The sequence below is a fragment of the Leptolyngbya sp. FACHB-60 genome (assembly GCF_014695775.1).
Classification (GTDB): Bacteria; Cyanobacteriota; Cyanobacteriia; order Phormidesmidales; family Phormidesmidaceae; genus Nodosilinea.
This window is the reverse complement of sequence record NZ_JACJOX010000058.1, coordinates 166,958-179,469: the sequence shown is the minus strand read 5'-3', so window position 1 is coordinate 179,469 and position 12,512 is coordinate 166,958. Positions and strand designations below refer to the sequence as shown.

Sequence of the window (12,512 nt, the reverse complement as noted above, 5' to 3'; positions counted from 1 at the left end):
ATGCCCATGCAAGAAAGTAGTAAACGTGTGGGTCTTCAGGTTGAGATCAGCCGGCTGCGCGCCGGGGCTGTACTCTAGCTTCAGTGTTGGTTGCTTCGGCAACTAGCTAAGCTCTCGAAGCTGGCTGAATAGGGTTCCTCCCGGCAGTCAGGTTCAACCTAAGATCCAACTAGACCGCCCCTGCTTAGGAAGACTTTCTTCCCCTGGCAGGGGCGGATAGCTTTTAAAGGGGCAACGCCTACAGGGCAACGCGCGATCGCCAGACTCAGCCTCCCTTCGCTGAATGCGATCGCACCACTATCTCCTAGGATGATGGGATAGTTCATCTCCCTACCACCATGGCCACTCTCCTCAGCGCTCGCGACATTCAAGCCAAACTGAGCCAGCTTTCTGACTGGACGCTGGTCGGCAAGACCATCACGTTTACCCGCACGTTTAAAGACTTCGTCGCTGCCGTCGACTTTGTGAACCAGCTAGTCGAGCCTGCCGAAGCCGCTGGTCACCACCCCGACCTGCAAATCTCCTACAACCGGGTCGTCGTTAGCCTCTCCACCCACGACATAGGAGGTCTAACCGAAAAAGATTTTGCCATGGCAGAAACTATCTCTGCTTTGAGTTAAACCGACTTACCTTGAACGGCATAGTCAGAAAGCCATGAGCTCTCGACTTAACGTTAATCAGGTTAACCAAGTTCTTCTCAAACCCTCATTCACGCTTAACCCGTTTTTCATCCTGAGCACGCCGATTTACGGTAATCTCCCCTATGAAACTGAGCTGTAGCTTTCGCTACTGCTACACGCTTGGCTCTCTAGAACGGTGTGAGGAGAAAAATACAAATGTCTAAGCTATTTTGGCAATCTCTGCTGGCTATGCCCGCTGCCCTAGGTGCAGCTGTGGCCGTCTCTGGCTCCGCGATCGCAGCTGAAGCCGCTACCCCCCTGGTCAGCGACTTCGACCAAGATTCCGTTCAACTGGCTCAAATCACCAGCGTCTCAGAACTCACCGACGTGCTGCCCTCCGACTGGGCCTTCCAGGCGCTACAAAGCTTGGTTGAGAACTACGGTTGTATTCAGGGTTACCCCGACCGCACCTTCCGCGGTCAGCGCAGCCTCACTCGCTTCGAGTTCGCCGCCGGTCTCAACTCCTGCTTGGACGTGATCGCTACCCTGATCGCCCAGTCCGGCATCAACCCCGAAGACCTCGCCACCATCCGTCGTCTGCAAGAAGAGTTCCAGGCTGAACTGGCCACCCTGCGCGGCCGCGTCGATGCCCTAGAAGCTGAAGTCACTACCCTGCGCGCTCAACAGTTCTCCACCACCACTAAACTGCGGGGGCAAGCTGACTTCCACCTGATTACCCCGTTTGACGGCATTTCCGGTGAAGCAAACACTAGCGTTGCCAATCGTGCTCGGTTGAACTTCGACTCCAGCTTCACTGGTGACGATCGCTTGCGTATTCGTCTGCAGGCTGGTGAGGGTAACGCCATTTCCCCACGTGTGCTCGGTGGCTTGGCCAACGCTCGGGGCAGCGACTACAACGTAACCGTTGACGACTTCTACTACCGAGTCCCCGTTGGTAGCCGCATCACCCTAACCGCCTCTGCCCGTGGTCTTCAGGGCGATGACTGGGTCACCGACACCATCGTTCCTTTTGATGGCCCCTCCGTCGCCCAATATGGAGAACCAGCTTTTTATACCAGCGGCGGCAGTAGCTCCAACGGTGCCGGTGCTGGTATCAGCATCTCCCTGACTGACAGTATCGTTTTTGATGCTGGTTACACGGCTGGTGGTCCTGGTGCCTTCACTCCTAATGTTGGTATCTTTGCTGCTGCCAACCAGAGCTACATTGCTCAGCTTAGCTTCCTAAGCGATGGTTTCCTGGATGCTGGTATTGTCTATATGCACAACGACCGGTCCATCAACTTTCAAGGTGGTCTACCCGGTGGTACTGACACCTATGCTGGTCTATTGAACCTTGACTTTGGTGGATTCTTCATCGCTGGCCATGGTGCGTATCAGACCTTCAACGGCGGCAACGACTTCAGCTGGACCGCTGGTCTTGGCCTCAACGACTTTGGGGTTGAAGGGTCTCAACTGGGCATTTACGGTGGTCAGCTACCTCAGGTAACTGGTACCACCAACAACCCTCTCCTAATTGAAGGTTACTACGAGGTGCCCTTTAACGAGTTCCTAACTATCACTCCTGCAGTCATCTATGGGGATACTAACCTGGGTGGTGGTACGGATGAAACTGGTTTCTGGGGCGTCCTGCGCGCCACCTTCCGGTTCTAGGGGTTATCCCTCTTAACTGGGGACTCTGACTTGGTTGACCACTAGGTTAGAGTCCCCGATCGCCAGAGCCTATCCATCAGCTTCAGAAATCGGAGTCACCCGTCGTCCACTACATGGCCTTTGCAGAGATTTTTCCTTAGTCCTGCTAACCCAGATAAATTTGGGGAACCTTATGCCTATGGTGCTTGTCTAGCCACTAGATAAGGTGATTTTGTAACTACTTAGTTATTAGGTCAAATCTTATCTAGCCGCCGATGAGCAGATCTGCTACTATCGGTCTTGGATGTACATAAGGTTGAGTTACTGTCCCCTATTATTGGGTCAGGTCTGAACTTTATTCATTAGGCGCGGCTTAGGCCACCCTGCTGGTAGGTACACAATAAGCCTTGTATTAAGGTGTGAGGAGAAATTACATGTCTAAGCTATTTTGGCAATCTCTGCTGGCTGTGCCCGCTGCCCTAGGTGCAGCTGTGGCCGTCTCTGGCTCCGCGATCGCAGCTGAAGCCGCTACCCCCCAGGTCAGCAACTTCGATCAAGACTCTATTCAACTGGCTCAAATCACCAGCGTCTCAGAGCTCACCGACGTGCTGCCCTCCGACTGGGCCTTCCAGGCACTACAAAGCTTGGTTGAGAACTACGGTTGTATTCAGGGTTACCCCGACCGCACCTTCCGCGGTCAGCGCAGCCTCACTCGCTTCGAGTTCGCCGCCGGTCTCAACTCCTGCCTGGACGTGATCGCTACCCTGATCGCCCAGTCCGGCATCAACCCTGAAGACCTCGCCACCATCCGTCGTCTGCAAGAAGAGTTCCAGGCTGAATTGGCTACCCTGCGCGGCCGCGTCGATGCCCTGGAAGCTGAAACCGCTACCCTGCGTGCTCAGCAGTTCTCTACCACCACCAAGCTGGTTGGTCAAGCTGACTTCCACCTAGTTACCCCGATTGACATCGTCACCGCTGAGGCGAGCACCAGCGTTGCTGCCCGTGCCCGCTTGAACTTTGACTCCAGCTTTACCGGCAACGACCGTTTGCGTATTCGCTTGCAGGGTGCCAGAGGTAATGCAATCAGCGGCGACGCTATCAGCTCAGGGCTCCTAGGTGGTCTTGCTAATGCCAGCGGCAGTGACGCTGGTAACCCTGACAATACCGACTACAACGTGCAGGTTGATGACTTCTACTACCAGTTCCCCGTTGGCAGCCGCCTGACCGTAACGGCCTCTGCTCGTGGTCTTCAAGGCGATGACTGGGTAACCAGCACCATCGTGCCCTTCGACGGTCCTTCCGTTGCTGATGCTGGTGGGCCTCAGTTCTACGACGCTGGTGGTAGCACTACCGCTGGCCCTGGTGTTGGTCTGAGCTTTGCTCTCACCGACAGCCTTGTGTTCGATGCAGGTTTCACCAGTGGCACTGGTGGTTTTACTCCCTCCATCGGTATCTTTGCTGCTGCTAGCCAGAGCTACATTGGCCAGCTCAGCTACCTGAGCGATGGCTTCCTGGATGCTGGTATTGCCTACATCCACAGCGACAGGTCTCAGAACTACACTGGTGGCGGTGGTGTGCCCGGTGCTACCGACACCTATGCTGGTTTGTTGAACCTTGACTTCGGTAGGTTCTTCGTTGCTGGTCACGGTGCTTACACCACCTACAACGGCGGCAATGACTTTAGCTGGACTGCTGGTCTTGGCATCAACAACTTCCTAGCTGAGGGTGCTCAGCTGGGTGTCTACGGTGGCCAATTGCCCCAGCTGTTTGGTACTACTAACAACCCCACTCTTATTGAAGGCTATTACGAAATTCCCTTCAACCAGTTCTTGACCATCACACCTGCTATCGTCTACGGTGACATCAATACCAACCTTGCTGGTAATGATGATATTGGTCTCTGGGGTGCTCTTCGCGCCACCTTCCGTTTCTAAGTTGCTATAACTTAGTCACAACTTAGCTAGGTTTAACTAGCATTAAGGCTCTGCCATGTTGGCAGAGCCTTTTTTAATTTGGAAAGTTTATAAAGTCGGCCTCCGTCCAATAGCCATGGGGTAACCAGAGACTTCCAGAACTATTTACCTGCTCTAGGCTCATAGTGTAGACCCAGGCTATTTTCAATGGGTGCTGGTTCAGGTCATAAACCGTTTGCAGGCTCCGCTGATACTCACTGCTCTGGGGGCGATCGGGGTAATACTCTTCAAAAGCGTCTATGGCCGTAAGAGCATCTAAATTGGACAGCGTCAGCAAAAACCCTTGTACCCAACCAGGTTCTGTGGTCATGGCTGGGTAGCCTAGGGGTAAATGGTAGAGCTGTCCTGTCGTCTGTGCTGGTTGGGTTGCGATCGCGAATGGTTCGCAAAGGTTGGCAAACGCTCTTTCTCCAGGTTTGAGGGTGCCATAAACAAACAAATGGCAAAGGGCATCGCCGGACATAGGAGTGCTCAAATGGTGCACAGCCCGCTTAGGGCTAGGTTAAAAACAGCCTTCAACAACAAAAACTTTATGAAGTATTAGCAAACTAATCAAAATTGAAGCAATGGGGTTTTGCTATCCGGATACTTTACCCTAGGAAAAGTAAGGTTAGATGCAAGCTACGCCTCCTAGTTTATAAATCTCTCTGGTTAATTGCCCATGAGAATTCTTGTAACCGGCGGAGCCGGATTTATTGGCTCCCACTTAATTGATCGTTTAATGACCGAGGGTCACGAAGTAATCTGTCTAGATAATTTTTATACAGGTCACCGGCACAATCTGCTGCACTGGTTCGATCATCCCTATTTCGAGGTGATTCGCCACGACGTAACGGAGCCAATTCGGCTTGAGGTTGACCAGATCTATCACCTGGCTTGCCCCGCCTCTCCGGTGCATTATCAGTACAACCCGGTCAAAACCATTAAAACCAACGTCATGGGCACCCTAAATATGTTGGGCTTAGCAAAGCGAGTTAAAGCTCGCTTTCTGCTAGCCTCGACCTCCGAGGTGTATGGCGACCCTGAAGTGCATCCCCAAACCGAAGACTACCGAGGTAACGTCAACCCCATTGGCATTCGCAGTTGCTATGACGAGGGCAAGCGCGTCGCTGAAACCCTGTCCTTTGACTACCACCGCCAAAACAACGTCGATATTCGAGTGGCCCGAATTTTCAATACCTACGGGCCTCGCATGCTTGAAAACGATGGCCGTGTAGTTAGCAATTTCGTTGTCCAGGCCCTACAGGGCATTCCGCTAACCGTGTACGGCAACGGTTCTCAAACGCGGAGTTTTTGCTACGTGTCTGATCTGGTGAACGGCCTGATGCGGCTCATGAATGGCGATTATATTGGCCCAGTCAATTTAGGCAACCCCGATGAGTACACCATTTTACAGCTAGCTCAAACCATCCAGGCTATGGTGAATCCGGATACCGATTTGGTTTACAAACCTCTTCCCCAGGATGACCCCCAACGCCGCAAGCCGGATATCACTCGGGCTCAAACGTTCCTCGACTGGAATCCTACTGTGCCTCTACAGGAGGGACTCAAGCTCACCATCGACGATTTTCGCAATCGTCTGAGCGCATCAGGAACAACTGCGGTTGTATCACCGACACTGCACTCTATGAGCAGCTAGCTTTTGCAGGTAGGTCACAGCTAGACTATGGCCTACCTATGGCCTTGAGTTGGTCAAGGTCAAGGGCTTTAAGCTCCCAGATTAATGGTTATCGATAGTCCATAAAGTAAGGGATATTTTCTATGCGGGTATGTGTGATTGGTACTGGTTATGTAGGCCTGGTTACTGGCGTGTGCTTAGCCAACGTTGGCCACGACGTAGTCTGTATTGATGTCAATGAGGAAAAGGTTAAGCTCATGCAGTCGGGGCAGTCGCCCATTTTTGAGCCTGGGCTGGCTGAGATTATGCAGTCGTCGATGGCGGCAGGCCATCTCCAATTTTCCACTGATTTAAAGGCTGGCGTTGAGCACGGCAACGTTCTATTTATTGCGGTGGGCACCCCAGCCCTGCCCACGGGTGAAAGCGATACTCGCTATGTGGAGGCGGTGGCCCGAGGCATTGGCACTCACCTCAACGGCGGTTACAAGGTAATTGTGAACAAATCTACGGTACCTATTGGTTCGGGCGACTGGGTACGCATGATTGTGTTAGATGGCGTGGCCGAGCGCCAGCAGGTACCCGTACCTGCTGGGGGTATTCCTGAGACAACCCACCCTGAGGTCGCCGCCGACTTCGATGTCGTTAGCAACCCAGAGTTTTTGCGAGAAGGCTCGGCGGTATACGATACCTTTAACCCCGATCGCATCGTGCTGGGCAGCAACAGCCCTCGGGCGATCGCCATGATGAAAGAACTCTACACCCCGATCATAGAACGGCGCTTTGCCGAAGATCCCAATGCTGACCTGGTGCCTGTGCTGGTCACTGACATCAGTTCAGCCGAAATGGTTAAGTATGCCTCCAACGCTTTCCTCGCGACCAAAATTAGCTTTATTAATGAAGTCGCCAATATCTGCGATCGCGTGGGGGCCGACGTGACCCAAGTGGCTCATGGCATTGGTCTAGATTCTCGCATCGGCAAAAAGTTTTTGCAGGCAGGCATTGGCTGGGGCGGGTCATGCTTTCCCAAAGACGTATCGGCCCTGATTCACACTGCCGATGACTATGGCTATGAGGCTCAGCTACTCAAAGCCGCCGTGGAGGTTAACAACCGCCAGCGTCAAATTACCCTTGAAAAACTTCAGCAGGTGCTCAAGATTCTTAAGGGAAAAACCGTTGGCCTGTTAGGGCTCACGTTCAAGCCTGATACCGACGACATGCGCGATGCCCCAGCGTTGATTTTGATTGAGCAACTCAATCGCCTAGGAGCCAAAGTTAAAGCCTATGACCCCATTGTTTCCCAGAGCGGGCTGCGCCACGGGTTGACGGGCGTCATCGTTGAGACTGACGCCTCACATTTGGCCGATAACTGCGACGCCCTGGTCTTAGTTACCGACTGGCAACAGTTTAAACAGCTCGACTACACCGCCATGGCCCAGCGGATGAACAGCCCCATCGTCATTGATGGCCGCAACTTCCTCGATCGCGAAGCCATGGTACGGGCTGGGTTCCAGTACTTTGGCATCGGTCGCTAACGCGTAGCTGTCATGCCTATCGCTCTAAGTTTTTAGGGCGATAGGCATGGCTCTAGAAACTTGGAGCTGTTTCACAAGTCAGTGAACCTTGGGGCACAAGACCTGGTTTTTTTTTAGTTTCCAGCAACGGAAGGTTCCCTAGATCGGCTCACTCACAATGGGTTATTAGGTCAAGTCTGCGAGGCTAGCTCGACTGGCCTTAAGATGAACAGATAACCCATTATGCTGCCCCGTTATGACTGCCTACGCGTCTGCTTCAAGCTCTGCCTACGCCTTAGAAGATGAAGCTTGGTGGGTACAGCGCTGGGTAGAGTTATTGAACACCTACCGCTTTAAGAAGCGCCTAGAGCGGGGACGCATCTACGCGCGCGAAGGCCACATTCTCAGCCTAGAGTACAAGGGGTCTAAGGTCACGGCCCTGGTGCAAGGCACCGCTGAAGAACCTTACAAGCTTTCGATCTGGCTCGACGCGTTTAGTGACGAAGATTGGAACTACGTTATTGATTCACTGTCGGAGCAGGCGATTTATTCTGCTCAGCTGTTGGCGGGGGAAATGCCGGCTGAAATCGAGGCTGTTTTTACCGCCAACGGCCTCAGTCTTTACCCATTTAACCTGTCAGAAGTGCATTCTAAATGCAGTTGCCCTGATCCTAAAAACCCCTGCAAGCACATTGCAGCGGTGTATTACCAGCTCGGAGATTTTTTTCGCGAGGATCCGTTTGTGCTGTTTCAACTGCGGGGTCGCAGTCGTGACAGTATTTTAGACGCGCTGCGGCAGCGACGACAGAGTACCGCTACGTCTACCGAAATTCTTACCACTGATACAGAATTGGGCACTCAGCCGGAGTCTGGGAAGGCCACCAGTCAAATTGAACTCAACCATTTTTGGGCCTATACAGACCCCCTAGATTCGGAACTGGTGGTGATTACCCCTGCCGAAACAACGGTTTTAGATGTGCTAGGTAAAATACCGCTTCCCCCTGAGGATGCGCCCGCAGTGATGGGCTACCTCAAGGAGATTTACCAGACCGTAGCTCAGCAGGCGATGATGCAGGCCTTAGGCTAGGCAGCTCGAGTCAGCGATAGCAAGCGTCGTAGCCCCAGCCAGCCAATGATGGAGTAGCCAGCAGCCAGCAGCAGGCTAATCACTGAGATGCGAATACCAGAGCGCCAGGCCTCAACCCTAACACGCTGCTCGGCTTCCGCCCGACGGGTGCCAATTTCGGTCTCAATTCGCTGCTGGGCCTCGTCGGCACGCTGCTGCAAGAACTGGGTGAGCCCCTCTGGATCGTTGCGGTACTGCTCAATATCGGCAGGCAGCTGGCCGCTTTGGATCGCTTGGGATAAAAGTTCGTCGTTTTCGAACAGTGCCCCTAGCTGAGTCTGTTGCTGGCTGAGTTCGGTAGACACCTGTTGTTGCAGCTGGGTTGCGGCTTCGCCAGCTTCGGTGCTGACCTGGGCTAGGGCCGCCTGACTAGAAAGGCGCACGGCGTTGAGGTGCAGCAGCGTGAGTAGCAGGTAGACCAAACCCAGCACGCTGGCAAGAGCACAGACCCAAAACCGTAGATCGGTAGTCAGAGATTTGCGCTGTCCCCCCTTGCCAATAGAACTGTCTAGCCAAAACCCGGTTAGCAGCAGGGCCATGCCCACGAGGGGAACAATGCCGCGATCGACGAGCTGAGTGGTGGTGGCCAACTGCCACTGCACATTGGTGAGATTGGGTGGAATCAGCAGAATCAGAAAGTCGAGCAGAGCTGACAGAATAGCGATCGCACCGGCTACCTTCAGGGCGATCGCGGCTAGGGGAGATATCACCGGACTGGTAACAGCGGGTTCGGAGGTCATAGGAATGGTCGATGGCTACAGATAACCATTCTGCCCTGGCCCGGTCAGAAAACCACATATTCGCTATAAAAGCTTGAGCTTTGCTGGCTTCAACCCACTCTTAGTTTTATCGCCTGGCAGCCAAAGCATGGTGTCAAGAACCGCGATCGCGACCATTCCTAACCCCCACGTCATAGCAGGATGGAAGAACCCGGCTCAGCGATCGCGCCTGCTCTAGGCTATTGCTCTGGCTGCGCGGGCTTGGGGCTCCAGTCTTTGATCGCCCAGGTGCTGGCATCCCATGGCGTGAATTCGACTCCGGTGAGGCGATCGCTGACCGCATTGGTCATCGCCCGGTGCACTACCGGAATGACGGCGACATCCTGGGCCAGCAGCTCATTCATCTGTTGAAACAGCTCAGCACGGCGCGCGGGGTCGAGTTCCTTGCGAGCTTCATCCCAGAGGCGATCGTACTCCGGGTTGCAGTAGCGGGCGTTGTTGGGCTCCTGCCATTGGTTGGCCTGGGAAGCAATTTTGGCGCAGGTCCACCAACCCATATAGATGCTGGGATCAGGACTCTCATTGCCAATGGAGTACACCTGCATGTCGGCATAGAAATGGTTGAGGCTACCGGTGTCCTCCGGGTTGCCTGAGAAAAATTCGTCCATGCGCACCCGCGCAATCTGCACATCTACCCCCAGTTCTTGCAGACTGTCGCTGACAATGGCCTGGGTCTTTTGGCGCACCGGGTTGACCGCCGCCTGAAACAGCACCTCTAAGGGAACGCCATCTTTTTCACGCAGACCGTCACCGTTGCTGTCAACCCAGCCCGCCTCGTCGAGCAGAGCCTTGGCCTGCGCCAGATTGTAGGTATAGCTGATGTCTGTTGATTGATAGTTGGCAGGGGCTACTAACAGCTGGGCGGTTGGTTTACCTGAAGCACCGTAAAGCTCTTTGGCAATGGTGTTGCGATCGACAGCTAGATTGAGCGCCTGGCGCACCCGCACATCGCTGAAGTAGGGGTGCGGCACCTCTGGACTAGAGCGCTCCCCGTCTTCAGTGCGGGCAAAGGGATTGGAAAAATTAAGCATGATGCGCTCTACCTGGGAGCCAAACAGGTGAGTGATATGGCCGCTAGCATCGGTTTCTAGCTCGCTGAGGGCCTCAGCTTCAACTTGGAGGTTGTGGGCAAAGTCGGCAGTGCCAGCTTGCAATACTTCTCGCGCTGCGGCGTAGGGAGCTAGACCACCCGCCAATTCTATTTGCTTAAAGGCAGGTCGTCCGCCCCAGTAGCTAGGGTTGGGCTCGTACACCACAGTACCCGCTTCGAACCCTACTACCTGGTAGGGGCCAGTGCCCACGGGCTGGAGGTTGGCCAGCGCATCTCGGGCGGTAGGGCCGTTAAATTTTTCAAAGATATGGCGGGGCAAAATCAGCCCGGTTTGACCAGTAAACGGAACCGACCAGGCAGGGGTGGGGGTGGCAAAGGTGACTTTTACGGTGTAGTCGTCGATCGCCTCAACGCTTTTCACACCCTCATAATATTGAGCGGTAGCTGCCGCCACCACAGGATTGCGAATGAATTCGAAGGTAAACACCACATCGGCGGCGGTGAAGGGTTCGCCGTCGGCCCAGGTGATATCAGGGCGCAGCGTCCAGGTGACCGAGGTACCATCGGCTGCCACGCCACCATTCTCTGAAGACGGAATTTCGTCAGCCAGGAAGGGCACCAGCTCGCCCGCCTCGTTGTAGCTGGCTAGGGGTTCGTAAACGATGCGGGCCGCCTCAAAGTCTTGGTAGCCAGTGGCTAGGTGAGGGTTAAGGGTAAGCACCGATCGACTGTAGAGCAGGCGCAGAGCTTCTGGGTCACGATCTGGCGCGGCGTCATCCGCCTCGATCGCAGCAGGCGGAGCGGTGGCCAGGTCGGTAGATGGGCTACAGGCGACGGTGGCGGCTAGGGTTATGCCAGCGGCGGCCACCAAAAGTGCAGTGCGAAACCCTGATCTGCTCATTATTTACGTTATAGAACCCCAAAACGACAGTGTTGCCCATTCACCCCGCTCTTCATAGTAGACAATTTGTGTGGTCAAGCTGGGGGCGATCGCAGCAGTAGAAGGCAATTTTTTGCCTCTATCTCTATGTCTATCAAGGGCGGGGGCAGAGTTCCCGGAAACTTTGGCTCGATCTTAAGCAGGGAGTCAAACGGGGAAATCCAGAGCGGAATTGGAGAGCAAATTCGGCTCGTCAGGGCGAGGGGTAGGGGGTTCGCTGCTGTAGCGTTGAAGGTGGTAGTGGTAGCGATCGGGAGCAATCCGTGCCTTGGCCGAAATCATCACGGCAATGTGGTGGGGCTGCATAGCGGCAAAGAACTCGGCCAGCTGATGGTCATCTAGGGGGCAGGGTCGCCAGTATTCGTGACACAGGGGAGACCAGTCGTAGACGTGACCAGCCGCATCGCCCAGCACCTGATCGACAAACACCCCGTAGAGAATGTACTCTGACAGCGTTTTAGCTCGAGCCAAGGTCTCTAGCCAGGGGCGACCTCCCACTTGCTCTAGGCGATCGCACAGGGCGACCACATTAGCCTGCCGCCAGCTAATCAAGTTGCCAATGTAGTTGGGGCGCGTGACCCCGTAGCGATAACCCTCTAACCCCAGCAGCCGGTAGGCCACTTCGTACAGCGGTTCGAAGTCAGGGCTGTAGAACTCAGGCACTCGAAACAGCCGCGTTTGATCTGGCTGAGCAAAGTTTGTCAAATCAAAGGGGCGCACAAACACCACATCAGAGTCAACAAAAACTGTGACGGCCTCAGGGGCGCTGCGGGCAAAAGCCAGCTTGACCAACTGCTGTAACATCCAGTTACGAATCGGCGGGGTTTTCAAGCTCAACCAGGCGCGGCTGAACAGGGGAAAGCGACGAATCCAGCGGGGCAGTAGCGACTCAACCGTTAAAATTTCGGTGTTGGCATTGGCCAACGATTTAAACATTGGATAATCCCGTTGATCGACAATGACGTAGTGGCGCATTGAGATCCGACTGAGCTGGCTAACACTGTCGACTAGCAGCTGGCAACGGCAAAAGTCAGGGCCGTAGCTAAGGGTAGCTAGGGCTAGAGATGGAGACGCAGAGGTCGGCATTAGCAGGTGCTCAAAAGGGCGACGCTAAGAGAGGGGACACAGCCTGAGCGGGGCACCCAGATCGAGCAAAGCAGTATTTTTAACTCAGCTCTCACTATAGGGAGCAAAGAAAAAGCGGAGGTTAAGGATAAACTGAAATCATAAATAAAGATGTGTTG

At 54.3% G+C, this 12,512-nt stretch carries 10 protein-coding genes; 6 read left to right on the top strand and 4 right to left on the bottom strand.

Going from position 1 to position 12,512, the window contains the following annotated elements:
* The first annotated feature begins 338 nt into the window (after positions 1-338).
* From H6F57_RS22135 to H6F57_RS22125, 3 genes are all read left to right on the top strand, one after another.
* Positions 339-620 carry a 4a-hydroxytetrahydrobiopterin dehydratase gene (locus H6F57_RS22135; protein WP_190625905.1) on the top strand — a complete coding sequence of 94 codons (282 nt, stop codon included), beginning with the start codon at positions 339-341 and terminating at the stop codon, positions 618-620.
* Between the two features lie 216 nt (positions 621-836).
* Positions 837-2,291 carry an iron uptake porin gene (locus tag H6F57_RS22130; RefSeq protein ID WP_190625906.1) on the top strand — a complete coding sequence of 485 codons (1,455 nt, stop codon included), beginning with the start codon at positions 837-839 and terminating at the stop codon, positions 2,289-2,291.
* 413 nt (positions 2,292-2,704) lie between these two features.
* Complete coding sequence (locus H6F57_RS22125; RefSeq protein WP_190625907.1) at positions 2,705-4,204, top strand: iron uptake porin; 1,500 nt, start codon at positions 2,705-2,707, stop codon at positions 4,202-4,204.
* A gap of 73 nt (positions 4,205-4,277) precedes the next feature.
* Here H6F57_RS22125 and H6F57_RS22120 read toward each other — a convergent pair whose 3' ends face one another.
* Positions 4,278-4,706 (bottom strand): gamma-glutamylcyclotransferase family protein, encoded by a 429-nt coding sequence (locus tag H6F57_RS22120; RefSeq protein WP_190625908.1) that lies wholly within the window; start codon positions 4,704-4,706, stop codon positions 4,278-4,280.
* Positions 4,707-4,904: 198 nt separating this feature from the next.
* On the opposite strand from H6F57_RS22120, the gene H6F57_RS22115 reads away from it, so the two are divergent.
* The 3 genes from H6F57_RS22115 to H6F57_RS22105 all read left to right on the top strand — a co-directional run bounded on the left by H6F57_RS22115 (position 4,905) and on the right by H6F57_RS22105 (position 8,459).
* Positions 4,905-5,882, top strand: a complete 978-nt coding sequence (locus H6F57_RS22115; RefSeq protein ID WP_190625909.1) for a UDP-glucuronic acid decarboxylase family protein — start codon at positions 4,905-4,907, stop codon at positions 5,880-5,882.
* 122 nt (positions 5,883-6,004) lie between these two features.
* Complete coding sequence (locus H6F57_RS22110; RefSeq protein ID WP_190625910.1) at positions 6,005-7,393, top strand: UDP-glucose/GDP-mannose dehydrogenase family protein; 1,389 nt, start codon at positions 6,005-6,007, stop codon at positions 7,391-7,393.
* Positions 7,394-7,628: 235 nt separating this feature from the next.
* Positions 7,629-8,459, top strand: a complete 831-nt coding sequence (locus tag H6F57_RS22105; protein WP_190625911.1) for an SWIM zinc finger family protein — start codon at positions 7,629-7,631, stop codon at positions 8,457-8,459.
* Here the strand turns inward: H6F57_RS22105 and H6F57_RS22100 are convergent.
* The 3 genes from H6F57_RS22100 to H6F57_RS22090 form a co-directional block, all read right to left on the bottom strand.
* Positions 8,456-9,238: an HpsJ family protein gene (locus tag H6F57_RS22100; protein WP_190625912.1), complete on the bottom strand. Its 783-nt coding sequence runs from the start codon at positions 9,236-9,238 to the stop codon at positions 8,456-8,458. The genes H6F57_RS22105 and H6F57_RS22100 overlap by 4 nt on opposite strands.
* A 218-nt stretch (positions 9,239-9,456) precedes the next feature.
* The gene (locus tag H6F57_RS22095) at positions 9,457-11,229 is read right to left on the bottom strand and encodes a peptide ABC transporter substrate-binding protein (RefSeq protein ID WP_190625913.1); all 1,773 of its coding nucleotides are present in this window, start codon (positions 11,227-11,229) and stop codon (positions 9,457-9,459) included.
* Between the two features lie 186 nt (positions 11,230-11,415).
* Positions 11,416-12,354 carry a DUF6492 family protein gene (locus tag H6F57_RS22090; protein WP_190625914.1) on the bottom strand — a complete coding sequence of 313 codons (939 nt, stop codon included), beginning with the start codon at positions 12,352-12,354 and terminating at the stop codon, positions 11,416-11,418.
* Positions 12,355-12,512 lie beyond the last annotated feature (158 nt).

What these genes read in the sequence shown, in the direction of transcription:
- H6F57_RS22090 (WP_190625914.1), bottom strand. Translation starts at nt 12,354, where the DNA reads ATGCCGACCTCTGCGTCTCCATCTCTAGCCCTAGCTACCCTTAGCTAC.
- H6F57_RS22110 (WP_190625910.1), top strand. Translation starts at nt 6,005, where the DNA reads ATGCGGGTATGTGTGATTGGTACTGGTTATGTAGGCCTGGTTACTGGC.
- H6F57_RS22100 (WP_190625912.1), bottom strand. Translation starts at nt 9,238, where the DNA reads ATGACCTCCGAACCCGCTGTTACCAGTCCGGTGATATCTCCCCTAGCC.
- H6F57_RS22125 (WP_190625907.1), top strand. Translation starts at nt 2,705, where the DNA reads ATGTCTAAGCTATTTTGGCAATCTCTGCTGGCTGTGCCCGCTGCCCTA.
- H6F57_RS22135 (WP_190625905.1), top strand. Translation starts at nt 339, where the DNA reads ATGGCCACTCTCCTCAGCGCTCGCGACATTCAAGCCAAACTGAGCCAG.
- H6F57_RS22105 (WP_190625911.1), top strand. Translation starts at nt 7,629, where the DNA reads ATGACTGCCTACGCGTCTGCTTCAAGCTCTGCCTACGCCTTAGAAGAT.
- H6F57_RS22130 (WP_190625906.1), top strand. Translation starts at nt 837, where the DNA reads ATGTCTAAGCTATTTTGGCAATCTCTGCTGGCTATGCCCGCTGCCCTA.
- H6F57_RS22095 (WP_190625913.1), bottom strand. Translation starts at nt 11,229, where the DNA reads ATGAGCAGATCAGGGTTTCGCACTGCACTTTTGGTGGCCGCCGCTGGC.
- H6F57_RS22115 (WP_190625909.1), top strand. Translation starts at nt 4,905, where the DNA reads ATGAGAATTCTTGTAACCGGCGGAGCCGGATTTATTGGCTCCCACTTA.
- H6F57_RS22120 (WP_190625908.1), bottom strand. Translation starts at nt 4,706, where the DNA reads ATGTCCGGCGATGCCCTTTGCCATTTGTTTGTTTATGGCACCCTCAAA.